Here is a 23875-nt window from a genome sequence, read left to right as displayed (position 1 = left end):
AATCATCAGTTCTTCATCACATTATACTGCTATACAACATAATATCAATTATTTCCCATATAGTCAAATAGCCTCAGATACATCAATATGGATATTCCTGCATGAGCCGGCCACCAAGGTTTATCCCGAGTCTGGATTACATAAGGTTAATCCAAAATAATTTCAGACTGCCTTCTTCACATGAAATCTTCATCCGGTTAGAATAGTCTTCAAGCATGATTTTTTTATCTATCATTTCTTCATAAATTTCCATACCGTCAATGACCCTTTCAATAGTGGCAGCGTCATTGATGGAAATCTTTAGTTTTGTATCCGATTCCAGCGCCAAAACCTTAAGCACTATCTTGCTCAGAGAATTTTTTTCACTATGGAATGTATAGTAGAACCACTCTCCCTTTCTTATTTCTAAATATAATTCTTCCTCCTCCCTTTTTTCTTCCCCGCCATAATGCTTAAAGTTAAGTATTCCTTCTCCCTTTACAAATTGAATTCTGCTCTTATCTTCTTTCCGAAAACCCACAGAATTTTCAACCGGTTTTTCCACATGGAAATCCACGTTTTCCCCTTTATATCCATAATATTCAGCCGGAATTTTAAAAGGTATTCTTCTTAGAATTGAGTTTACTGCCGCTTTGTTATAATGGCATTTTTCAAAAGGAATATTTTCAAGATATTCACTCAATATCCGCCAGGCTGCATTTCTGTCAAGAGAAATGTTGCTCTCTAAATAATCAATGATCCGCTGCCAGTCATTCGGCAATTTTATGGAGCAGGGAGAATTGTTCGTGTCCAACTTCTTCCATACCCAAAAGTTCCAGGAAATATTAAAGTCCTCATACAGCTGAAAGACACCGGTATACCAATCTTTGTTATTTTCTCCCCCTTCTCCCATAAATATGGGGATATTAAGTTTCTCTCCCATGTCCAGGTAAGGTTTTATGCTTTCCTCATCAGGATTGCTCCAATATTTGTGAAATTGCAGCATATAATTGTCATCAAAGTTTTTTAAGGATAATTCGTTAAAAATGCTCCAATCCGTGCTCCAATGAACCCCTTCCAGGATTATCATGTGGTTTTTATCCACTTGTCTGATTGCGGTTGTTATTTCCCTATAAAGAGGCAGCACCCCGTCATTGTATTGACTGAACCACTGGGGTAACGGCTCATTTAATAAATCAAACCCACCGATGGTTTCATTATCCTTATAACGTTTTGCCAGCTGATACCATAATAGTATGGTTCTTGCCTGATTGCTCTCCTTCATAAAAAGCTCCGGTAAATCATTTTCACTGTCATCAATATTGGTACCGGTTTGTCCGCCAGGCGCACCATGTAAATCCAGAATTACATATAAGCCGTATCTGGTACACCAATTTATGACCTTGTCTATATGAGTAATTCCATCCTCGAGTAAATTCCCCGTTTTTTCATCCTGAATTACCCTGTAATTAACCGGCAGCCTTATAGAATTAAATCCTTCCTTTGCGATACATTCAATATCTGCTTCCCTTATATAATTTTCCCTGAATTGCTCCCAGAATTGATTTGCCTTTTTTTCTCCAACCAGCTTTTGAATCAATTCTTCAATCCTTCTTGGCCTGTCACAGGATTTATAAAATTTCCACATGTATCCTTCCGGCAAAAGCCAATTACCTAGACCTAGACCTTTTAAAAGTATCTTCTCGCCTTCAGCATTATATATATTACCGCCCTTTGTATGCAGGAATCCCTTAATAGCCAATGCATTCTACCTCCTTATTTCTCATAACCTTTGACTGAATCAATCTATGAGGAATACTCCTCATTTCATTACTAATCTCTGTCTTCTGCTTCATCTAATATTACTATATAGGAAAGGTGCCTTTTGGGCATTATACTTTTTTAGGTTGTTTTATTGTTCAATATTAATTAGTCTAAGCTAAGCTCTCTCAAGCCCAAACATTTACATGCGGGCATTATAATAGCGGTTCCGTAATTAACGTATTATTTGTGAATGACCTGTCTCTCATTCACAAGAAAACATTTTCAATAGGCATAAAATTAGGCTGTTCATTGCAGCTGCATATTTAAAAAACAGCTTAAAAGATGATACCTTAAAAAAATACAATAAATAAAACTAAATATATTCATAAGGCCAAATATCAAATACCGGAAATCCATGTTATAATTTATATAATACAATACGTACAAGGTATTAAAGCCAGGCTGCACAGCCCGGCTTTTAAAACTGTCAAAGTAATATTACAGGGGGGAACTTAAGTTGATGGGAAGGTATCGTAATTTATCTATCCGTAAAAAAATACTCTTAACAATTCTGGCATTTTCTCTGCTTTTAGTTGGTTCTACCACTGCAATCACAGTGCAGATATCCCGCAATACATTAAAGAGCCAATTAATTTATGACAGAAAAATGAGTATCGGCTGGCTGCAGGACCGGTTAGCTCTAGAGACGAAAGACTATGTGAATCAATTCTATAATTTTGAAGTAAATAAGGAAATCAAAAGCATCATCATGGATTGGTGCAAGAACGGCAAAAGTCTGAATTTTGCTTCTAAACTGCAGCTTATTTCAGCCATGAATACCGTAATAAGCATGGACAGTAATATTAATTCCATTGAATTGTTTAATCTGAAAACAGACCAGGTGTTAGTGGCCAGACGTTCCGGAGCGGATATGGAGGAGTCCGAAGAGAAACTAAAATTTTGGGAAGAAAGGGATAAAGCTCTTCAGACAAACATTATGTTTAAGCGGGAAGGGAAAGAGATTATGATTGCCCATCAGATTTACGACTTTTATGAGAATGTACCGGTGGCACTCATAACCATGAAGATAAGACCATATGAAATTCAGGACATCCTGGAAAATATTAAAACAACGGAAAACGAATCTGTTATGCTTTTTAATGATGAAGGAGAACTGATAGAAGCAGACTACAGCAAGAGTGATTCCCAAATACAGACAATGGACCTGGCTGAAATCACCAGAAAGTTTCAGGAAAGCAAGGAGCAGGAATTCTATTATAAAGATAATTTCTGGTTCTACAGGAGTGTAAACGGGGGAAAGCTGGTAATTCTTTTTGCAGTTCCGGGCTTTGTAATCACAAATGCCATGAGGCAAATGCTGATTGCGGGATTGATGATTGCCGGCATTGCGGTGATTATCTCCATTGCCGGTTCCGTGTTATATTCAGGAATCTTAAGCAAGCCGATTATTGCACTTGCCGGGAAGATGCAGACAGCAATGATTAATAACTATTCCGAAAAAGTACCTGCTGACAGAAAAGATGAAATCGGTATACTCCAAAACAGCTTTAATCTGATGATGGAGCGTAACCAAAGACTGATAAAGCAGGAATACCAGAGCAAGATAGAGAAAAGAGAGGCACAGGTCAGGGCGCTGCAGGCACAGATAAATCCTCATTTTATGAATAATACCCTGCAGACGATAGGAGGAATTGCCTTAGAAAGAAATGTTTCAAAAATTTATGACATGACCACCTCTTTGAGTGATATCATGCGTTACTCCTTGAATTTTACAAGAGAGATGGTGTGTCTTAGGGAAGAAATACACTACCTGCAGGAGTATCTGAATATTCAGAATGAAAGATTTGATAACCGGATTGAATTTGAAGTTCAGGTGAAAAAAGAGCTGATGGAATATGTGGTTCCCAAGCTTATTTTACAGCCAATACTGGAGAATAGCCTGGAACACGGGCTCATCAATAAAGCAGGAATGTGGAATATCCAGCTAAAGGCCATGCTGACAACCACGAATGACCTGCTGCTTCAAATCAGCGATAATGGTATCGGCTTATCAAAAGAGCGGCTGGCACAGATTAAGGAAATACTGGAGGAAGATGCAGGAAACGCACTAAAAACAAGCTCCCATATTGGGCTCGGAAACGTGCATTCACGAATCAGACTAAAATATGCTGATTCAAAATACGGGGTAACCATTGAAAGCCAGTCAGGAGAGGGAACAACAGTCTGTGTACTGACCAAGGCGGAGAAGGAGAATAAAAATGATTTTGGCGAAAGCTGTGATTATCGATGATGAGACCTGGACCAGAAAGGTTATCAGACAATTGGGCCACTGGGAGGAATTAGGCATACAGATTGTAGGTGAAGCCTCAGACGGTGAATACGGCCTGGAACTAATACATCACACGAATCCGGAGATTATTCTGGTGGATGTGAATATGCCTCTGTTAAATGGCACCGATTTGGTTGCTGCGCTTCGAAGGGAAGGCAATGATGCCTGCGTTATCTTTGTCAGCGGGTATGATAATTATGAATTTGTCCGCAGTGCCATGAAGCTCGGGGCGCTGGATTACCTCTTAAAGCCCCTGAAGCAGGAAGAGTTGAACCAGCTGCTAAGTAAATGTATTCAAACCCTCCGGGAGAAAAAGGACGTAAAAGAAGAAAATTTGGTGGGAAGTTTTTTGGATACCGCCTGGGCCGGCAGCTATTACAAGCTTAGAGACTGCCTGGCAGATACTATGATTACCAGTGATATGCAGGTAATGAGGAATTTGCTTAATGACATTTATGAACTGATAGTAAAAAATGAAGCAGGAGCTGTTCCCAAAGGATGCATGATATAAAGGTAAAGGTGAATCTGGAGATGCCAAGCTCTGACCAGTACGAGAGCGTATTGCAGGCCAGAATCTCCGGGGATGATGCGCCGGACCTTTATACGCTGCACAGCAATAATATTGCAGTATACAACAAGGCAGGAAATCTGGCTGACCTTACAGAACAGCCTCTTGCCGGTAAGATCTATGAAAATGTAAGGAACACGGTCACTGTGGACGGCAAGGTAATGGCAGTACCCATTGAGAGCCAGGCATGGGGCGTCTTATACAATAAAGACATTTTTGATAAATGTAAATTGAAAGCTCCCGATACACTGGAGGACTTAAAGAATGTTTGCAAGGTTTTAAAGGATAACGGATACGTTCCCTTTATGCTTGCTTTCCAGGAGCAGTGGGTGCCTCAGCTTATGACGGCACTTACCATCGGAGGAAAGACCTCCGGAGAGGCAAAGGATTGGCTGGAAAATATGTATAAGAATCAGGCTTCCTATGAAGATATCAAGGATATCTTTGACCCAATTGACGTTATCCTCCAGAATGGCACGGAAAGACCCATGGAAGAAGGCAGCGAAGCCGGAAGCGCAGACTTTGCGGGCGGTAAGGCAGCCATGTATGTACAGGGAACCTGGGCAGCCCAGACCATTATGAGCACAAACCCCAATTTGAAGATGGGCGTATTTCCTCTTCCAATTAATAACAATAAGGACTGTACCCTTGTAAATCTTTCTACTTCCACAACCTTAGGTGTGTATCCTAACAGCAAGAATCTGGACATTGCCCTTGAATTTGCAAATTACGTATTGGATGATAAGGATTCTTCTGCACTTTTTAAGGCCTGCTCCTTTAATCCGCTGGCAACTGTGCACAATTATGAATCCTCACCCTGGGTTACGGAAGCTTCAAAGTATGTTGAGGAAGGGCGCTCCTATCAAGATCTGGTAATGCCTTCTTCCGTTACGGATGAGCAGGGAAAATTGCTGCAGGAATATTGTGTAGGCGCAGTCACGAAAGAAGAAATTATCAAGAAACTGGATGAGACTTTTAAACAGGCAAATAGCTTTAATCAATAAATTAGATAAGGAGCCGGCAAATGCCTGCTCCTTTGTTATCAGAATAGGGAGAGACAACATGCATAGTAAGAAACGGGAAAACCTGACGTTAATGCTCTTTGCGGCACCGGCTTTGATTGTATATATTATATTTAAGCTTTATCCTGCCATAGCAGGCATGTTTTACGCCTTAACGGATTGGAACGGCCTGTATAAGAGCTACCATTTTGTGGGGATAAATAATTTTAAAGAGGTATTAAAGGATGTGGATTACTGGAAATCTCTTTTATTTACAACGAAGTATGTGGTCATAATGCTGATTGCAGCTAATGTTACCGCCCTTTTGCTTGCTGTAGCGATTGAGAGCAGGGGAAAGGCAAGGGGAATCTTCCGGACACTCTTTTATATGCCAAATATGATCAGTATGATTATCGGCGGTTATATGTGGTCCTTTATCTTTACAAAGGTGCTGTACTACCTGGCGGATAATTGGGGAATCAAATTCCTGGATAAATCCTGGATTGGAGACCCCAAATATGCATTTATTGCTATTATCATTGTCTCCGTATGGGGAGCTGCGGGTTATCTTATGATTATATATATGGCAGCACTGCAGGGAGTACCGGAATACCTGAAAGAGTCTGCCAGTCTGGACGGTGCCAATGCCTGGCATAAGTTTTGGAAGATTACTTTTCCCATGATTCAGCCAGCCCTTACTATCTGTATTTTCTGGACTTTAAACACAGCCTTTCAGGTCTTTGATGTCATATATTCCTTGACAGGCGGCGGACCGGGAAGGATGACACAGTCTGTTGCCATTAACATCTATGAGGAGGCTTTCTCAGGAAATATACGGTATGGCTATGCAACGGCAAAATCCTCGGTACTCTTTTTGATTATACTTTTGATTACCATTGTCCAGTTAAGGGCTATGAAAGGAAAGGAACAGGAACTCTAATATGTTAAGAAAAAAATTCCTTCATTTTATGATATATCTTCTGCTGGCATTAGCAGCAATTTTCTGGCTGTTTCCGCTTATTATGGCATTTATGAATTCCTTTAAGACAAATGGAGAGCTGCTGACTAATGTGGTGTCCTTACCAAAGACACTCAACTTAAAGAATTACATCCGCACCATCGAAAAGATGCATTATATCCGAAGCTTTGGCAATACCGTTCTTTTATCCTTCCTTAGTGTGTTTTTGATTGTGCTATTTTCAGCCTTAGCCGGTTGGAAACTGTGCCGTACCAAAACAAAGCTGTCAGCTGCTATTTTCAGCTTATTTGTTTTTTCCATGCTGATACCCTTTAGTTCTATTATGATACCTTTATACCGGGTTGTACTGGCCTTTCATATTAAGAATTCCTTAATAGGACTTTCCTTTGTTTATTCCGGTCTGGGAGTCAGTATGGCAATTTTTCTTTATCATGGCTTTGTAAAAGGAATCCCAATAGACCTGGAGGAAGCGGCTGCCATTGACGGCTGTAACAATCTGAAAACCTTCGGCCATATTGTATTTCCCATGCTAAAGCCCATAACGGCAACGATTTGCATTACCAATGTCCTATGGATATGGAATGATTTCCTTTTACCTTTAATCAACATATCGGATAATAAAAAATACAGCCTCCTGCTGTCGACCAATACCTTGTTCGGGCAGTACAGCAGTGATTGGACTGCCATCTTAAGCGCCCTTATTTTAGCGGCAATACCGGTCATTATTTTTTATGCTATATTTCAGAAACAGATTTTAAAAGGGATTGCAGAAGGAGCTGTTAAGGGGTGAATATGATTTGCCTTTCTAAAGGATGGTTAGCCTCTTGACTGATTATTTTGGGCAGCAACTGCGACTTTCTTGCAGAACCCCAGCTTCCATTTAAGTCTGCTGTGTCAGATTTGGTATATGCACGTACACACACATAATAGTGCGACATATGGCATATGCCTTTGTTTACTCGTCGCATTGAGCCTTCCAGTTCCAACGCTCCAGTGCAACCAAAGTGATTTCTGCTTTATTATACCTGGCCGCTGCTTTGCAGCGGTCAGGCAGCCCCCACTATTTATGAACAAAATATCTGCCTCTAGATATGTGAACCCTGGCCGACATTTTCATAAACTCTTTTCAGTAATTCTAAAAAGATACATTTTTCACCTTCAGAAAAACCAGCTAGCAAGGCATCTGAAATCTCATACAACATATCCATTGTATCTTTCATCACATCGGAGGCCTTTTCAGTAAGGTCAATCTGCATGGTCCGGCCATCCTCAAGCCCTGAACTCCGTATGATAAATCCATTCTTTTCCAGACTGTTCAGGAGACTGGTAACAGAGGGCCCAGAAATCTGCATTGCCTCGCTCAAATACTTTCGGCTGATTTCGTGACCTGCCATTTGTCCTCCTTGTATATGTCCCAAAAGACGGACTTGGGGTTCCGTGACATGATAAGCAGCGAGCTTTTGATCAATTTGGTATCGTAAAACGTGAGCAATATTCTTTATATAAAAATCGTGACTTGGGATGCGTGGGTCATTCTCCATAGCTACATCGCCTTTCAATTAGGTTTGTCTCTACTTATTGTATCCCAAAAGGAATTATAATGTCAACGCTTTTACTTATTCATCAGAAGGGGCTGATTTCGGCATAAGCCACACTAGACAAAGGCCAACCACAACAATTGCAGCTACGATCAGTACGCAGTATTCCATAGCCCTGGCATCACCAACTGTACTCTGCAGATGAAAGAAAATAGTTACAACGACTGCGGAGCCGATTGCCGAAGCCAATTGCTGAATGGCGCTCAATGAACCACTCGCACTGCCAGCTTCGTCCTGAGCAAGCTCTCCCAGAGCTACGTCGTAAATACTGCTGAAACAAGCTCCCATGCCCGCACCAATTATCAGAATAGCGGGCGCCATCAGTAGTGCCGTAGCCGCGGTACCCTTCAAAAAGAGGGTGAGCCAGAGTACAAAGGCACCAAGCAGTGTTACGCCAAGCCCAATCACGACAATTTTACGCCCCATTTTATTTAAAAGCGGCCGGCAAACGGTCGAAGAGATAACAATACCAATAGCCATTGGGCAAAGACCCAACGCAGCATCATAAGCAGACAAATGCAGTACCATTTGGAAAAACAGAGAAATAACATAGGACAGACCACTTACCGCCGCGAAAAAAGCAAGGCCCAGCAGCATACCAGAGGTAAATCCCTTATTCTTGAAAAGTGCCGGCTTAATGAGCGGATTGGCGGCATGTATCTGTCTAAATGCAAATGCACCCAGAAAAATGATTCCTGCTATCAGGCTTATGACAGGGACAATCGTCCAGCCTGCCACTGGTCCCTCGTTCAATCCATAAATCAATCCCAGCATAGAAATTCCGAGCAATAGGGTCCCAATACCATCCAACTTTTCCTCTGAATTTGGCTGATCGTGCGGTAATAATTTAATTGCAGCAGCCAAGCCTATAAGACCGAGAATAATGTTAATAAGAAACATAGGACGCCAGCCAAGGCCACCAATGTTTGCCTGAATGATAAATCCAGCCAGAATAGGACCAAAAACAGAGGATATGCTCATGATCGGTCCAAATACACTGACAGCCCGGGGAAACTGTTCACGAGAAAATGTTGCCATTAGGATGCTCATCCCCTGCGGAATCAGCAACGCGCCAAAACCTCCCTGAATCAGCCGCCCTATGATTATCATCGCAGGATTAACGGATAATCCGCAAAAAGCAGATGCCAGCGTAAAGCCGGCAATTCCTATCAGGTATAAACGCCGCTTTCCATACCGGTCGCCCATACGCCCTCCGATAACCAGTAACACTCCCATAGCCAGAGCGTAAGCCGCAGTAAGCCATTTAATCAGTAACTCCCCGCCGCCAATACTTTGTACGATGGATGGGGCAGCTATATTGGTAATGGTGGAATCCATCAGGTCAAGAACATCCGCAATGATAACGACCATTAAGATCATTCTTAGGCGGGGTGTCAAACGCGATGGATCAGAAGCTTTTAAAGAGTTTGATTTTGCCATAAAGTCCTCCTGTGATTAAAAAATTATTTAAGTAGATTTCTACCTATTTAGGTTGAATATTGTACCAATTAAAATAATGAATAGTATCTTAATTGGTACAAACAATGCTCAGCAAATGCTTTGTAAAAAGATGAGAATAAAGTTTATCGGAAGCCATTTCGCCATTCTCCCCTCGGGCCTCCACGCCGTCTGCCCATAAGGTCATGATGCGAAAACCCTTCGGAATCCATATCAGGGAAACCTGCCCCAAAAGGCATCTCTCTTTCTGAAAATCCTTCCTCATTTTTTGAGAGAACGTCTTCCATGGAGAGAATCAGCTTGTTCAAAAGCTCAGAAAGCTGTGTTTTATCTTCTTCAGACAGACCCGCGCACCAAGATTCGGCTGCCTTCTGTCTCGGATTGATGAATTCTTTTTCCAGCTCCCGTCCTTTTTCCGTTAGAAATACATTAATGACCCGCTTGTCATTTTCGTTTTGACGGCGTTCCACATAACCATTTTTTTCAAGCTTCACAACAAGTTCTCCAAGAGAAGAAGGGCGGATATCCAACTTTTCCGTAATTTCTGTTTGTGTCAGTCCATCCTTTTCCGCTAAGATTTTCAGGACAATCCCTTGTGCGCGTCCAACAGTATGCCGGGCATCCTGAGCCTTCATATGGTGCTCGCTGTGAATTAGCCTGTGAACCAGATTTGTGCAGCTCCGTATCTGTTGTAACAGTGTATCGGAGAGGTTATCATTCATTTATGTCAACTCCTTTCATTTTTTAAGGTACCTTACAATCCACAGTATAAACCCATGTTTGGTAATTGTCAAGATTTTTTTAAGGTACCTTACATTATTGTTTTCGGATGTAACTGCACGAATGGAAAGGTAATCTTTACCACATGGTTTAGATTACTGCTCTTGCCTGACAGCTCAAAGGAATAAAGAGCAATTTTACCGATGTAAGAAAGAATGAATTATTTCAGCAGCATCCTTACTGCCATTTTCAGACCGCAGCTCTTCTCCTATTCGAATAGCGTTTTCTACTATTGATTTGTTTGTAACAGCCTCCTTAATTAATCCAGAGAGTTTTTCGGCAGTCAGATCTTTGAATAATACCGGCTTGGGTCCAGCTCCGATTTTATAAATCCGTTCTCCCCAAAAAGTCTGGTCTCCCATAAAAGGAATTACAATCGTTGGCTTTCCAGCTTTCAGGCTGGCTGCACAAGTACCCGCTCCACCATGAATTACAGTTGCCCTAACACGAGGAAATAACCAATCATGTGATATAGAATTCGTATAGAACACCCTGTCATTATTTACATATTGGCCATTCTTATTATAGGACAAATACACAATTGCTCTCTCATTACTTCGCACTAATGCCTTATTAAGCATGGCAACCACTTTCTCTGGATCACCTATAGGCATGCTTCCAAATCCAATATACACAGGCGGCTTATCTGAAGCTTCTAAAAATCTTAATACTTCTTCATTAGGCAAATAGTCTTTTTTCGATTTCCTCTGCCAATATCCCGTAACTATTACATTTTCGTTCCAATCAGCAGGAACCGGTACAACTTCTTTGCTATAGCCCAATAAAATTGGAACTTTTTTATTTTTAAGCAGGTCTATAGGGCAGGACTTTAATTTCGGCAGGTTCCATTCATTTTTGCGAAGCCAATTGCACTGTTTCTTAAAACAAAACCAAAATGCTTTATCAAGGCACTTATGTGACATTTTATATAAAAACCTCGGAATATGAGGAGCTAAGACAGTCGGAAATTCTCTAGTTGGAATAGCCGGATTAAGCAGTGTATATAGGCAAGGCACTTTTTGCTTTTCTGCTCCATCATATGCCCCATAAAGAATCATTGTTGTAATGACCGCATCCATTCCCTGTGTATTTTTATACATTTCCTTAAGAAAATCCTTTATTATCGACTTCGACTTTTTCAATAACAATACTAACGATTTTACCATTTTACCCGATTTAAATGCTTCTTGAATATCTGGAATCTGCATCATATCCTGGGGATTAACCGAATTCATTTCCACATATCTCAATTCTGTTTCTCCAACCAGCTCTCTATATATGGCAGGTGCTGAAATATACACCTCATGTCCTAAATTCATTAACTCTGTACCCAATGAAAGGTATGGTTCCACATCACCTCTGGAACCCATTGTACAAATAACAATCTTCATGTCAATCTTAGCTCCTTTTATTAGGCATCCATTCTTCCGGGTTATTCACTAATAAGTTTCTCTTTTAACTCCGCTGCTTTTAGCTTTATCATTAGTTATGCCTGAAATCCAATAACAATCCATTCGTCAACATAGCTCCAAAAATTAATGTTATATTTCGGTTGAACTTTGGCGGACCAAAATGTAGCATTATTATTTTCACAGTTGGCAGTATCAATAACTACATATGAGCCCATTCCATTGCTAAAGAAGCCAAAAGATGTGTTCAGCTCAATTTGTAAGGGTTCCTTTAATTCATCAATAATACTCCATTCCAGATCATCATCCCCCAGGTATGTAACTGATGCGATAGGTACTAATCCCATTGCTTCACTGGCATAATAATAAAAACCATTGTGAACATTTTTGTAGAAGTTTTTAAGTGAAACCGGAACCTTATCCCAGTGTTTCTCTAATTCACTATTCTCAAATTCATCTTGTGGATTTCGGCCTTCATAATATAAGACATCGCCGTCAGGATTTTTTACTGTATATAAAATAGAGTAGACCTTATCACATTCTATAATTTCAATATCCTCAAGATATTCAGATAAATAGGCTATTGTATTCCGTAGTTCATAACCTACATATTTCTTCCATAGATTTAAAAGTGCTTCTTTTCTGTCGTTTATATTCTCCTCTTTGAATAATTCAAACCAAATGTCCGGTATTAAGCCTGCTTCGATATTGCTGACTTCACTGCTGGAAACCAATCGAATATCCTGATTATATATTCTTAAATAATCCAGTTTTTGTACCATAGGATTAGCCATCTCCTTTATAGTTTTATTCTGGAACTTCGTTAATGAAATTTAGTGTAATTCTGTTACAACCCATAATGCTCTTTTATATTTTGCGGAACTGGTAATTTTTCGTTTTTTATTTCATCCAGCAGCTCATCACATATATCAAAATATCCGTAATTAAAGCTTATTTCTGTAAACTCAATCACATAGCCTAAATATCCAGGGAAAGCGAAAGGTACTTCTCTCACATAAGGGTCAGCTTTTGCAGTATCCCATATCTCGCGGAATTTCTTTTTATCATTTTTGTAGTAATCCATTCTATCCGCATATATACAGCCCATCACCCAACCCTTATCCGGATATTTCTCTGTTTTAAACAATTGTATGATTTCATCATATTCTTCCATTGCCCTCTCTTTATTCCCTGATTTATATAATGTTGATGCATAATTACAAAAATAATGAATATCTTTCGTTTCATTATATATTTTCAGAAAATAGCGCGCTGCAACACCTTTGTTAGTCAGGTCCTTAGAATCTGACAATTCATATGCAACATCCTTTTTTTCTTTTAGTTCCAGCGAATCAAAATCCAAATTCATTAATTTTTCTAATCTTTTACGTCTACGTAATTCAAGCCTCTCCAGCTTTTCTAATTCTTTTATAAATGACAAAATACTTTGTGTTTTTGGCAATTTATCTATTTTACATCTAACCTTTTGGAATGCTGCTCCGGCATCATCTACATAGATTGTGGTCGCACATTCTATTTCAATATAACTGTAAAACAATGCAAAATTTATATCTTCTATCCGTTCAAAATCATATTTATCCCTTAAATAATCAAGTACATTTGAAAGAAGCTTTTTGTTTCCTTTATAGTGTTTTTTTACATCAACCGGTAATGATTTTTCTTCAAAGTATTTTTTCAATTATTTCTCCTTCCAACTCAATTTCTTCTTGAGGCAAATAACTCTCCTTGCACTTTCCATGTAGTTCCATCCTGTGTTCTTATGTTTCGCCAATGAAAAGAGTTTTCAGTAATCTCCGAAAATACCCATTTCATTTCCTGTGAGTTAATTTCAGTTAAAACAATAGTTTCTCCAACTTCTCTTGCTTCAAGGCGGGTTGCCTCACCTGCACATCCATAAAAAATATCCCATGCCTGGTTCTTGGGGTTATATATTCTAATTGTCGTACCGTATTCTGCATCGGGTTGATTACTTTTTATCCGTTCCTCTCGGGAAGGACAAATAAAGACATCCTGAATGGCCGTTCCTTCCAATACCCATGAAAAAATCCATTCACCCTTAATATGCCTTTCTTTCTCTGTTCCGTGGTTGTCAATCCATTCAAAATCCCATTCGCCTATCAATGGTCCAAAGAAGTTATAAGCATCCGGTATGCTATTACTTTTTGATTTACATATTAAAGCTTCGGCAAATTCTCTCATTAATCTAACCTCCCGTTTTTCTATATCATACCATACATTTTATCACACTTATATGTTATAGTCTGACATAAATTTTAAAGCAGTTTATTTCCATAATATTCCGGCTAATAATTTAATTCTATCTCCCATACTAAGCAGCCATGCCTGCCGTATTTACACCTTCTTCTTTAAGTAGTTATTGTGTTTCCACTAAATCTGCAGCCTTATTTTTATACACAAAAGTATAACTTCACAATCCCAAAACAGGCCAGCCCATGCTTGCGTAAAGCTGGTGGCAGATTACTGCAATGTATGGTATGATAACTATAAAAAAATTGAATTAATCATTATTTATATTATGAAAAATCAGCTCACAACTAAGGAGGTTTTTTTAATGTCATATATAACAAAGAAGGCTTTGGAGGATTCGCTCAAAAACCTTTTACTGCAAAAGCCACTTAGCAAAATCACCATCTCGGACATTACAAAGGATTGTGGAATTAACCGCATGACCTTTTATTATCATTTCAAGGATATTTATGATTTAATTGAATGGATCTGCACGGAAGAAACGGCAAGGGCAATTAACGGTAAAAAAACCTATGAGACCTGGCAGCAGGGTTTTTTACAAACATTTCAAATGGTTCTTGATAACAAACCATTTATTTCAAATGTTTATCATTCTATCAGCAGGGAAAAAATTGAAGACTACTTTTATGCAATCACTTATGATTTGCTGATCGGGGTTGTTGAGGAAAAAGCAACCGGCATGAATGTTTCGGAAGCAGCTAAAAAATTCATAGCGAACTTTTATAATTTTGCCTTTGTCGGCCTGCTTTTGGATTGGATCAAAAAGGATATGCAGGATGACCCGCAATTAATTATTGATCAAGTCAGCACATTAATTCAAGGAGAAGTATCAAGAGCCTTGAACAAGTATCAAATTAACAAATCTAATCAAATTCCTTAAAATGATAAAAAAATACACAGTATTACCAACATGATTTAATTCTTATCAAAGTCATTTTATTGATTATTGTAGTAATTTCAACAATCAATATAATGAAAAGTGTTAATTAATCAAACAAAAATGGAGGTATTTACTATGTATTATTCCAAAGGAAATTATGAGTCACTTGCCCGTCCGGAAAAGCCCAAAGATGTTGAGCGTAAATCCGCTTATTTAATCGGTTCAGGTCTTGCTTCACTTGCAGCTGCAGCCTTTCTTGTCCGTGACGGACAGATGGAAGGTAAAAGAATCCACATTTTAGAAAAGGATTCTCTTGCGGGCGGTGCTTGTGACGGATACGAATATGACAATACCGGATTTGTAATCCGCGGCGGACGTGAGGTGGACAATCGCTATGAGTGCTTATGGGACTTATTCCATTCCATTCCTTCACTGGAGACCGAAGGTGCCAGTGTACTGGATGAGTTCTATTGGCTCAACAAGCATGACCCCAACAGCTCTCTCACACGTGCAACCGTGAACCGCGGTGAAGATGCCCACACGGACGGTAAGTTTACTTTGTCAAACAAGGGTACACAGGAGCTTATGAAGCTGTTCTTCACACCGGATGAGGCTCTGTACAACAGGCGCATTTCCGAAGTATTCAGCGAAGAGGTTCTGAATTCAAATTTCTGGCTGTACTGGCGCACCATGTTTGCTTTTGAAAATTGGCACAGTGCGTTGGAAATGAAGCTGTATATCAAACGGTTCATCCATCATATTGGCGGTATGCCTGATTTCACAGCGGTTCGTTTTACAAAGCTCAACCAGTATGAATCTATGATCCTGCCCTTAGTCAAATATCTGGAAGCTCACAATGTACAGTTCCATTACGGCACCAAGGTGGAGAATATCCTTTTTGATACGAAAACAGCAAAGAAAGCAGCAACACGTATTGATATTATACGGAATAATCAAATGGAGCATATCGATCTGACCGAAGACGATCTGGTGTTTATCACCAACGGCGGCTGTGTTGAGAATTCCACTATCGGCAATCAAAACACCCCCGCAGCGTTCAACTATGAAATCAAGAAAGGCGGCGGCTGGGATATGTGGCGCAAAATTGCGGTGCAGGATCCTTCCTTCGGCCACCCGGATAAATTCTGCTATGATGCGGAGCAAAGCAACTGGATGTCAGCTACGGTGACAACTCTGGACGACCGTATTCCTCCTTATATCCAGAAAATCTGTAAGCGTGATCCCTTCAGCGGCAAGGTAGTTACCGGCGGTATCGTCACTGCAAAGGATTCAAATTGGCTGCTAAGCTGGACTTTTAACCGCCAGCCTCATTTCCGCAATCAGCCCAAGGACCAGCTGGTTGGCTGGATTTATGCTCTATTTACCGACAAGCCCGGCAATTATGTCAAAAAGCCCATGCGTGATTGCACCGGCAAGGAAATCTGCATGGAATGGCTGTACCATATCGGAGTTCCTGAAAATGAAATTGAGAATATGGCAGAGAACAGCGCCAACACCGTGCCTTGCATGATGCCTTATATTACCGCGTTCTTTATGCCCCGTGAAGCAGGCGACCGCCCAGCCGTCATTCCGGCGGGCAGTGCAAACTTTGCTTTCCTTGGCCAATTCGCAGAAACAAAGCGTGATACAATCTTTACCATTGAGTATTCTGTCCGTACCGCCATGGAGAGTGTCTATACTCTCTTGAATATTGACCGCGGTGTGCCTGAAGTCTGGGGAAGCACCTACGATGTAAGAGATTTGCTCAATGCCACCGCAAAGCTGGGTGATGGCAAAAAGATTACAGATTTGGATTTAGACCCGAAAGCAAAGGCCATGCTCGGAGAAGCATTCCAGAAGATTGCAGGCACCGATATTGAAAAGCTGCTCAAAGAGTACCAGTTGATTTAACTATACAAACAGCAGAACATAAAAATAACGGGAACTTGTATCCACTATCGTGAACAGGCTGGCTCCAAAAATAAGGGAGCCAGCCTGTTGTCAGATATATCCTTTCACTATTTATTAGTACTGTTTAATGTACTGAGTGAAGCATTAATTGCGGATACACATTTATTAACATCCTGATTACCGGAACGTACATCAGCCAGTACGCTGTCTATCGTTCCGTCAATGTCAGTCCAGGCGGTTTTATCGATGCTTTTTAACCGGGCTGCGGCAACATCCCAATTGTGCTCCAGGTCGTCAGCTTTTGTCTTGGCAGCAGCAAAATCCTTTGCATTTACTGCATTTAACATATCATTTTCAATGGTAACAAAGTCCGACAGCTGACCTGTTAACGAGGTTTGGGAGGAATCTGCCTGCTGTGCAATATTATTGCTGCATATAGCATAGCTGCCGGTGCCTGCAGCCAGAAATAGAAATAGTACCGCAATTGTCTGAATGAATACATTCTGCTTTTTATTATTTAGGTTATTGACAGGGGCAGCATTTTTCTTAACCGTATCATACTTCGTAAGCCCCAGATAAACAATGATTCCCAAAATAGCCAGAAGGAATATCACACTGGTTATGGTTGCTCCTAACCCCAGACCGCCATATTTTATGGGCTGAGATAAATAATCTCCCAGCGAAGCTCCCAGAGGGCGTGTAAAAACATAAGCGACCCAAAATGCCAGTACGGCATCCAGTTTTAAAAATTTCCAGGCCAGAAACACACTTATGATTATACCTGCAACAATTAATCCGGTCGGAAGATAACCTAATCCCAGCTGCTCGGAGTATAAATCCCCTACTGCCGTGCCAAGTGCAAAGGTAAAGAGTATGGTAGACCAGTAAAAGGCTTCTCGTTTTCTTGTAAAAACGGAATGTATTGAAAGGGTCTTTTCACTGAGGTACCACAAAAGAAATGTAAGCAGCAGCAAGATACTGAATACTATGGTACTTACCTCAAGAGGTATTCCCATCCCATCAGTCAGGTTATCCGTAACCAAGGTTCCGAACACACTGATCAGCACAACCGTAAGCCAGTATAAGCCGGGTATGTATTTTACCGCCCGGAACTGAAGATATCCAACAATAAGAAATGCTATTCCCATAATGATAGTAGTTGGTACCAGCCCTACCCCCAGAGTAACATTAATAAAATCAGAAAATGTTTCCCCTACCGTTGTACATAGAATCTTGATTATCCAGAAAAAAACAGTGACCTCTGGTACTTTGCTAAGTATAATTTGTGCTTTATTCTGTTCAGCCGAACTCATATATGATTACCTCCTTAGATTATTGGGCATTTTTGCTCCATAAGAATTTCTTCCCTATCAGCATAAGCTAATGATATGATAAAGATATAAATTTCTTATATTGGGATTCTAAATAAATCCTTAACGATTCTTAAACAGACCGATAAAAAAAGAGAAGCTGTATCTTCAGCTTCCCTGGATTAATCGAATATCATAGTTTTGTTATCTATTATTTCTTTAACTTCCTTTTGAAAAACACAAAAGCCCCAGCCAGTAATATTACACCCAAGATAACTACCGTTACTCTGGTATAGATATCTGTCCCGGTTACAATCTTTTCCCAGGAAGCACCTGCAATTACTCCAAGATAGACCAGTAATATATTCCAAATTGCAGATCCGATAGCGGTAAACAACATAAAAGTACCAAACTTCATTTTCGCCATGCCCGCCGGAATGGAAATCAGACTTCTTATTACCGGTATACAACGGCAGAACAATACTGTACCTTTGCCTTTATGATTAAACCAGTCACAGGTCTTCATAACGTCATTCTTACTCAAATGCAGGATTTTTCCAACTTTACCGTCAAGCAGTATCCCAAGGCGTTCCGGTGAAAGAAATCTTCCGACTTCATACAATACCACTGCACCTAATATAGAGCCTGCCGTAGCAGCTGCAATCACCCCCCAGACTTTTAAATCCGTATAGGTTGTCATAAACCCGCCAAAGGTAAGAATAACTTCAGAAGGTATTGGCGGAAATATATTTTCAACCGCTATAAGAAATATGATTCCCACATACCCAAATTGATTCATAACATCAATAATCCAACTTTGCATTACAATCTCCTTCATTTTTTCATTGCCTTGCGATTCTTGCAGGCTTTATTCTATTAACCATCCCCTCATAACCTGGATTATCAGCATGCAGCAATTTAATATAAATATCCAGCAGAACATTACCAACATTGCTGATACTCCGTTCTTTTGCCACTGTATAACCTTCTTCTGCCAGAGAAAGGGCTTGTCCCTGCACTATCTGACGTATTAGACTTTCAAATTCCGGTAACTCATTTCCTTTATATACCTGCTTTCTATCCATAAGCCAGCTTCTATATATCGGAATATCCCGTATCAGGAGAGGAATTTTCATAGCCAGGGCTTCCAGTAAAACAATGCCCTCCGTTTCTTCATGGGTTAAAAATAAGAATAAATCGCTTCCGCTGTATGCCTCCCTTAATTCTTCCGATGAGATGTAGCCCGGAAAATGGAGATTTGGAAGCTTCGTCTCAACAATGCCTCTTATCTTATCCGGCACCAGATTCAGGTTCGTATAGCCAAACCAAACAAATTGATATTCAGGCATTCTGGCAGCCAGTTCTGCAAAATCTTCAATACCCTTTCTCTCAATATAGTGGCCTGCTGATATAATAATCTTATCGTCCTTCGAAAAATGATACTTCTCTCGAAACGTTGCTTTTGATTCGGCATCCCGTTGATAAAAATCCAGGTCGATCCCATTTGTCAGGAATATAATAAATAAGCTTATTTCATCATAGGAATAACTGTTTCTATAAACCTTGTAAAAATTAAATTCAATCCCAGCGAATAGGCGGCTATTGCAAAAGGTTTACCCGTAAGAATTATTGTAATAAACTTACGAACGGAAATTTTAGTTATTCCCGCCAGGTAGCACAGAAAATCATCCGGGGCAACCGGAAGAAATATCGCAATTGCAAACCATTTATCGAATTTATCGCTGTTTAACCAGGAGCCATACTTTTGCATTAATTTAGGTTTTGTAACCTTCTCAACAAATGACATGCCGTATCGTCTGGACAAAAGAAATGCAATGATTGAGCCTAAGCAGATTCCAATATAATTATATAGAAAGCCCTTTACTGCTCCGAAAATAACAACCCCTGCCAGGCATCCCAGTGCACCGGGTATGACGGGAATAATGACCTGGACAGCCTGAATAAGGATGAACATAATATCTGCCAATATACCAAATCGGCCTAAGAAGCCTTGCAGTGCTTCTGCAGAAACAAATAATCCGGATTTATATCCATAAAAAATAAATGTAATAGTTACTATCAGTCCAAATACGGTTATACTATCTAAGGCGTTTATTCTTCTTTTCTCCATAAATCCTCCTTTCCTACTGTGTGGGCATAGCAGCAATAATCACACAGATATTGGACCATTTCTCTCTATTGATAATCCTGCTCTATAAAAATGTGTTGGTTTCTTCATTGGAATCGCCTCCATAATTTCCTGTGCTTATATGATAAAGTTAAGAAATAAATAATAAGACGATTAATTATAAACATTTCCTAAACAATTTTTCTTGTTTTAATTCTTACTAAGAGTTATTCACCATACTATTCAAATAACATCCATGCTATTCCTGTAATGACGCTGCCTAACACATCCCCTTACATCTGACGGACAATGGGCCCCTCCATACACTCTTGTAAAACCAAATAATCCAGCCAAAGTCAATTATAAAAAACATGATTTAAACTATTTATAAACATAAAAAGAAAGGAAGCAATTGCTTCCTTTCGATGACGCATTTATATGAATAAGCCAGTTAGAGTGACACATTTATCACTCTAACTGGCTCTGTAAAATCGCTCTATACTTTTATGACCTCAATTTCTTTCCTGTCAATTGCAGTTTTCATCAGATGTAAGATTAATCTCAACTCATATATTCAGTCCAATATTAAGTTCTATTTTCCCCAGATCAGTATCAAAATCAATCGCTAAAGTCTCAAAACTGTTAATTTCAGCGTTTTCTAAAATAACTCTGGGAGGATTAATCTTTGTTGATAACCCAAAGGAAGAAAGTTTTGTTGCGGAAGAACCCGCTATCATACTGGATAATTCCCCTATTGCACTTTTAGCCATATCATCGATGGAAGTAATACTCATCCCCATCATCATTATTGATGCTAATTTTTTTGCAGTATCTAAAGGCATAGAAAGAGCTACATCGCCCTGAACCGCACCTTGAAAGCAGACTATTGTCGATAAATCTAAATTCAAATACATTTTGTCTTTCTTTTGAATATTACACCTTTTAATATTATTTACTCCGAATTGTTCCAATGTAACATTGAAAGTTTCTAAAATAGTATTTATATACTTAACATCCATAATACTCACAAAATCTCCTTTTAGCCTGCCGCATCCCTAAGGTTTTTACGGTTAATAATTAACAAAAAATTCTTTTCTTTGATTAAAGTCATCGATAAGCTGTAATATCTTTATTTTTTGATACGTTAAGTACTGCAGCTCTTCATTATTATTAGCACTTTTTTCGATTCTCGAATCAATATTATCCAATACGATATGTAAGTCATTGATTGTCTGTTCACTCATATAATTTTCACTCCTCATTTTGTTTATTTATTAAATTTCGACACTTCATAAGATTAATATTATAACTCATAGACTAAATACCTATGAAAATAGGCTTAAAGAACTAAGGATAAATACTAATAATTCTTCATGTCTACCTGATTTTCCGTTCTTATCCAACTCCCAATTAGGACTTTTTTGTATCTTCCGGCTATTATTCCAGATTAATAATATACCCAGCAAAGCAAACACAACCTTTTTCTGAATATGCCTTACTGGGTAAACTTTGTCCGGAATATAGTTAATATTTGAACTCAATTTCCAATCTTATTTATTTCCATATCCCGCATCCCCACAAAACCTCCGGAAATATAGCATGGACACGGTTCTCTGCTATTTTTTTAGTGTAAAATGCCATACAGTAGAATTTCCGTTGAATATATTTCGCACCCTTGAAAGAAAATAAGAACAACCTAAAGGAGGTAATTATATGCAACGTAATACACAAGAAGAATTAAATAAAAAAATAGAAGCGTTAAATGCTTCTAATATTCCAGAGCCCATACGCAGCGATGGCTTCGGCGCTTTGGATAAAGGACCGCGAAATATTGGACGTGACAAACAAAATCCAGATATGTTGGTGCCGCCGGCCACAGATTTCGGTCTGCTGCCTAACCTTAAATTTTCCTTCGCGGATGCACACATGACCTTGAAGCCCGGAGGCTGGTCACGAGAAATCACAAAACGGGAATTTCCCGTTTCAGATACTTTTGCCTTAATTAATATGTGTCTTGATCCCGGCATTCGTGAAATGCACAGCCATCAGCAGTCCGAGTGGGGATATGTTCTGGTGGGCAGCATTAGGGTTACGTCCGTAGATGAAATGGGACGAAATTTCATTGATGATGTCAGTGCAGGTGAAGGATGGTTGTTTCCTGCGAATATTCCACACTCTCTGCAGGCTTTGGAAGAGGGAACAGAATTTATCCTCTTGTTTGACAAAGGGTATTACTCGGAGAGCAGCACCTTTTCTGTTTCCGATCTGTTTGCCCATATGCCGCTGGATATACTTTCAGCAAACTTTGGTACCCCAGAAAGTACCTTCTCCAATATTCCAAAGAATGAAGTATATATCGTAGAGGGAGGAGATCCCGGCACAATCAATCAGCAGAAGATTCAATCTCCTTACGAGGAGGTACCGTTCTCCTATAAGCACCAACTGAATAGTGTTCCGCCTATAGAATCTGCTGGAGGAACAATACGGATACTGGACTCGAAAAATTTCCCTGCTTGCAAAACAGTGGCTGCGGTACTCGTGGAAGTTGAACCCGGAGGAATGCGCGAAATCCACTGGCATACAAATAAAGACGAATTTCAGTATTACATCTCAGGCGAAGCAAGAATGACCGTATTCATGCCCGGACCAAAAGCAAGGACATTCAACTACCGTGCCGGAGATGTAGGCTATGTCCCGATGGGTGGGTTCCATTATATACAGAATGTGGGAACGGAGACTCTGCGGTTCCTGGAATTTTTCAACAGTGATTTCTATTCCGATGTTTCCCTTGCCCAATGGCTCGCACTGACGCCTAAAGAGATGGTGAAATCCTGCTTAAATCTTCCCGATGATTTCATTGATCAGCTAAATAAAAAAAGTACCCCGGTTGTAAAGTATTCCGGTTTTGAATTTCCTCCGGCACAGGGCACACCACAGAATAAAATCAGATTCACGCATCCGTAACTTATTTCTTGCCGAACTGTTCAGTATCGCTTTCTAACTGCATCTGCTCTGGCTCAGTGAAATTGTATACTCGCCGACAATGTTCATGGCTTCCGCTTAGCTGCCGGAGGCCGTAACCTTTCGGCACATTTGGCCAGCCTGACCCTTTATACTCATCCATTTTAAAAAGTAATCCCCATTCCTGCATTAGGCCTATGTAGAGAAAAAATAATATCAGCCGCAAAAACAATACTAAGTAAAATACAAAGGACATATTGCCAAACAGAAGGAACATATTCTATGACACCACAAAGCACCATAGTAATAAGAAAAAGCTTTACCGGTCTTTTTCTCAAACCTCCAAGTAAAATAAGGATTAGCATACTGCCGCTCCCATAAATAGGAAGCCATGGTCCATGTAATACTCCCCTGTTAATAAATGCATGGTGTTGATATCCATAAAGCAAGACTTCCCATCCCCAGCCAGCAATAGAAAAGATAAAGAACTCCAGTATCAAAGTACACATG

23 protein-coding genes are annotated in these 23875 nt (G+C 39.8%); 8 read left to right on the top strand and 15 right to left on the bottom strand.

What is annotated here, in order from left to right:
* Positions 1-136: 136 nt before the first annotated feature.
* A complete protein-coding gene (locus BUB77_RS25620) occupies positions 137-1741 on the bottom strand; it encodes a glycoside hydrolase family 5 protein (protein ID WP_073280024.1) in 1605 nt (534 codons plus the stop codon).
* Between the two features lie 522 nt (positions 1742-2263).
* On the opposite strand from BUB77_RS25620, the gene BUB77_RS25615 reads away from it, so the two are divergent.
* From BUB77_RS25615 to BUB77_RS25595, 5 genes are read left to right on the top strand one after another with little or no spacing between them, the layout of a single operon-like run.
* On the top strand, positions 2264-4054 hold the full coding sequence (locus BUB77_RS25615) for a sensor histidine kinase (RefSeq protein WP_073280023.1): 1791 nt from the start codon (positions 2264-2266) through the stop codon (positions 4052-4054).
* Positions 4023-4604, top strand: coding sequence for a response regulator (locus BUB77_RS25610; RefSeq protein WP_073280022.1), 582 nt, complete (start codon positions 4023-4025; stop codon positions 4602-4604). Before BUB77_RS25615 ends, BUB77_RS25610 begins: the two co-directional genes overlap by 32 nt.
* Positions 4592-5665, top strand: coding sequence for an ABC transporter substrate-binding protein (locus BUB77_RS25605; RefSeq protein WP_073280021.1), 1074 nt, complete (start codon positions 4592-4594; stop codon positions 5663-5665). The genes BUB77_RS25610 and BUB77_RS25605 overlap by 13 nt, the downstream gene beginning before the upstream one ends.
* Positions 5666-5723: 58 nt before the next feature.
* Positions 5724-6602 (top strand): carbohydrate ABC transporter permease, encoded by an 879-nt coding sequence (locus BUB77_RS25600; protein ID WP_073280034.1) that lies wholly within the window; start codon positions 5724-5726, stop codon positions 6600-6602.
* Between the two features lies 1 nt (position 6603).
* Positions 6604-7431: a carbohydrate ABC transporter permease gene (locus BUB77_RS25595; RefSeq protein ID WP_073280020.1), complete on the top strand. Its 828-nt coding sequence runs from the start codon at positions 6604-6606 to the stop codon at positions 7429-7431.
* A 295-nt stretch (positions 7432-7726) separates the two neighbouring features.
* Here the strand turns inward: BUB77_RS25595 and BUB77_RS25590 are convergent, their stop codons facing one another.
* The 7 genes from BUB77_RS25590 to BUB77_RS25560 form a co-directional block, all read right to left on the bottom strand.
* A complete protein-coding gene (locus BUB77_RS25590; protein ID WP_073280033.1) occupies positions 7727-8182 on the bottom strand; it encodes a MarR family winged helix-turn-helix transcriptional regulator in 456 nt (151 codons plus the stop codon).
* Positions 8183-8257: 75 nt separating this feature from the next.
* Positions 8258-9679, bottom strand: a complete 1422-nt coding sequence (locus BUB77_RS25585) for a DHA2 family efflux MFS transporter permease subunit (protein WP_073280019.1) — start codon at positions 9677-9679, stop codon at positions 8258-8260.
* 143 nt (positions 9680-9822) lie between these two features.
* Complete coding sequence (locus BUB77_RS25580) at positions 9823-10419, bottom strand: MarR family winged helix-turn-helix transcriptional regulator (RefSeq protein ID WP_073280018.1); 597 nt, start codon at positions 10417-10419, stop codon at positions 9823-9825.
* A 195-nt stretch (positions 10420-10614) separates the two neighbouring features.
* Positions 10615-11868, bottom strand: coding sequence for a glycosyltransferase (locus BUB77_RS25575; protein ID WP_073280017.1), 1254 nt, complete (start codon positions 11866-11868; stop codon positions 10615-10617).
* A 95-nt stretch (positions 11869-11963) separates the two neighbouring features.
* Positions 11964-12668, bottom strand: coding sequence for an SMI1/KNR4 family protein (locus BUB77_RS25570; protein WP_073280016.1), 705 nt, complete (start codon positions 12666-12668; stop codon positions 11964-11966).
* 65 nt (positions 12669-12733) lie between these two features.
* Positions 12734-13585, bottom strand: a complete 852-nt coding sequence (locus BUB77_RS25565) for a hypothetical protein (protein WP_073280015.1) — start codon at positions 13583-13585, stop codon at positions 12734-12736.
* Positions 13586-13602: 17 nt separating this feature from the next.
* Positions 13603-14106, bottom strand: a complete 504-nt coding sequence (locus tag BUB77_RS25560; RefSeq protein WP_073280014.1) for a hypothetical protein — start codon at positions 14104-14106, stop codon at positions 13603-13605.
* Positions 14107-14479: 373 nt separating this feature from the next.
* Between BUB77_RS25560 and BUB77_RS25555 the strand changes: the two genes are divergently transcribed.
* Entirely contained in the window at positions 14480-15055 is a 576-nt protein-coding gene (locus tag BUB77_RS25555) for a TetR/AcrR family transcriptional regulator (protein WP_073280032.1), read from the top strand.
* 135 nt (positions 15056-15190) lie between these two features.
* Positions 15191-16966, top strand: a complete 1776-nt coding sequence (locus BUB77_RS25550) for an oleate hydratase (protein WP_073280013.1) — start codon at positions 15191-15193, stop codon at positions 16964-16966.
* Between the two features lie 107 nt (positions 16967-17073).
* On the opposite strand, the gene BUB77_RS25545 is transcribed toward BUB77_RS25550, so the two are convergent.
* The 6 genes from BUB77_RS25545 to BUB77_RS30160 all read right to left on the bottom strand — a co-directional run bounded on the left by BUB77_RS25545 (position 17074) and on the right by BUB77_RS30160 (position 21648).
* Positions 17074-18279 carry a COG4705 family protein gene (locus BUB77_RS25545; RefSeq protein ID WP_073280012.1) on the bottom strand — a complete coding sequence of 402 codons (1206 nt, stop codon included), beginning with the start codon at positions 18277-18279 and terminating at the stop codon, positions 17074-17076.
* 208 nt (positions 18280-18487) lie between these two features.
* On the bottom strand, positions 18488-19099 hold the full coding sequence (locus BUB77_RS25540; protein ID WP_073280011.1) for a DedA family protein: 612 nt from the start codon (positions 19097-19099) through the stop codon (positions 18488-18490).
* Between the two features lie 19 nt (positions 19100-19118).
* Entirely contained in the window at positions 19119-19769 is a 651-nt protein-coding gene (locus tag BUB77_RS25535; RefSeq protein ID WP_278277755.1) for a glycosyltransferase, read from the bottom strand.
* Positions 19770-19804: 35 nt separating this feature from the next.
* Positions 19805-20407: a TVP38/TMEM64 family protein gene (locus BUB77_RS25530; RefSeq protein WP_073280009.1), complete on the bottom strand. Its 603-nt coding sequence runs from the start codon at positions 20405-20407 to the stop codon at positions 19805-19807.
* A gap of 563 nt (positions 20408-20970) precedes the next feature.
* Positions 20971-21423, bottom strand: coding sequence for a chemotaxis protein CheX (locus tag BUB77_RS25525; RefSeq protein ID WP_073280008.1), 453 nt, complete (start codon positions 21421-21423; stop codon positions 20971-20973).
* A 51-nt stretch (positions 21424-21474) separates the two neighbouring features.
* Positions 21475-21648, bottom strand: a complete 174-nt coding sequence (locus BUB77_RS30160; RefSeq protein ID WP_170866752.1) for a hypothetical protein — start codon at positions 21646-21648, stop codon at positions 21475-21477.
* 469 nt (positions 21649-22117) lie between these two features.
* Between BUB77_RS30160 and BUB77_RS25520 the strand changes: the two genes are divergently transcribed.
* Positions 22118-23368 carry a cupin domain-containing protein gene (locus tag BUB77_RS25520; RefSeq protein ID WP_073280007.1) on the top strand — a complete coding sequence of 417 codons (1251 nt, stop codon included), beginning with the start codon at positions 22118-22120 and terminating at the stop codon, positions 23366-23368.
* A gap of 161 nt (positions 23369-23529) precedes the next feature.
* Here BUB77_RS25520 and BUB77_RS25515 read toward each other — a convergent pair whose 3' ends face one another.
* Positions 23530-23874, bottom strand: a complete 345-nt coding sequence (locus BUB77_RS25515) for a putative ABC transporter permease (protein WP_073280006.1) — start codon at positions 23872-23874, stop codon at positions 23530-23532.
* Between the last annotated feature and the right edge of the window lies 1 nt (position 23875).

The sequence above is a fragment of the Anaerocolumna jejuensis DSM 15929 genome, from assembly GCF_900142215.1.
Lineage (GTDB): Bacteria > Bacillota > Clostridia > Lachnospirales > Lachnospiraceae > Anaerocolumna > Anaerocolumna jejuensis.
This window is presented reverse-complemented; position numbering and strand designations above follow the sequence as displayed.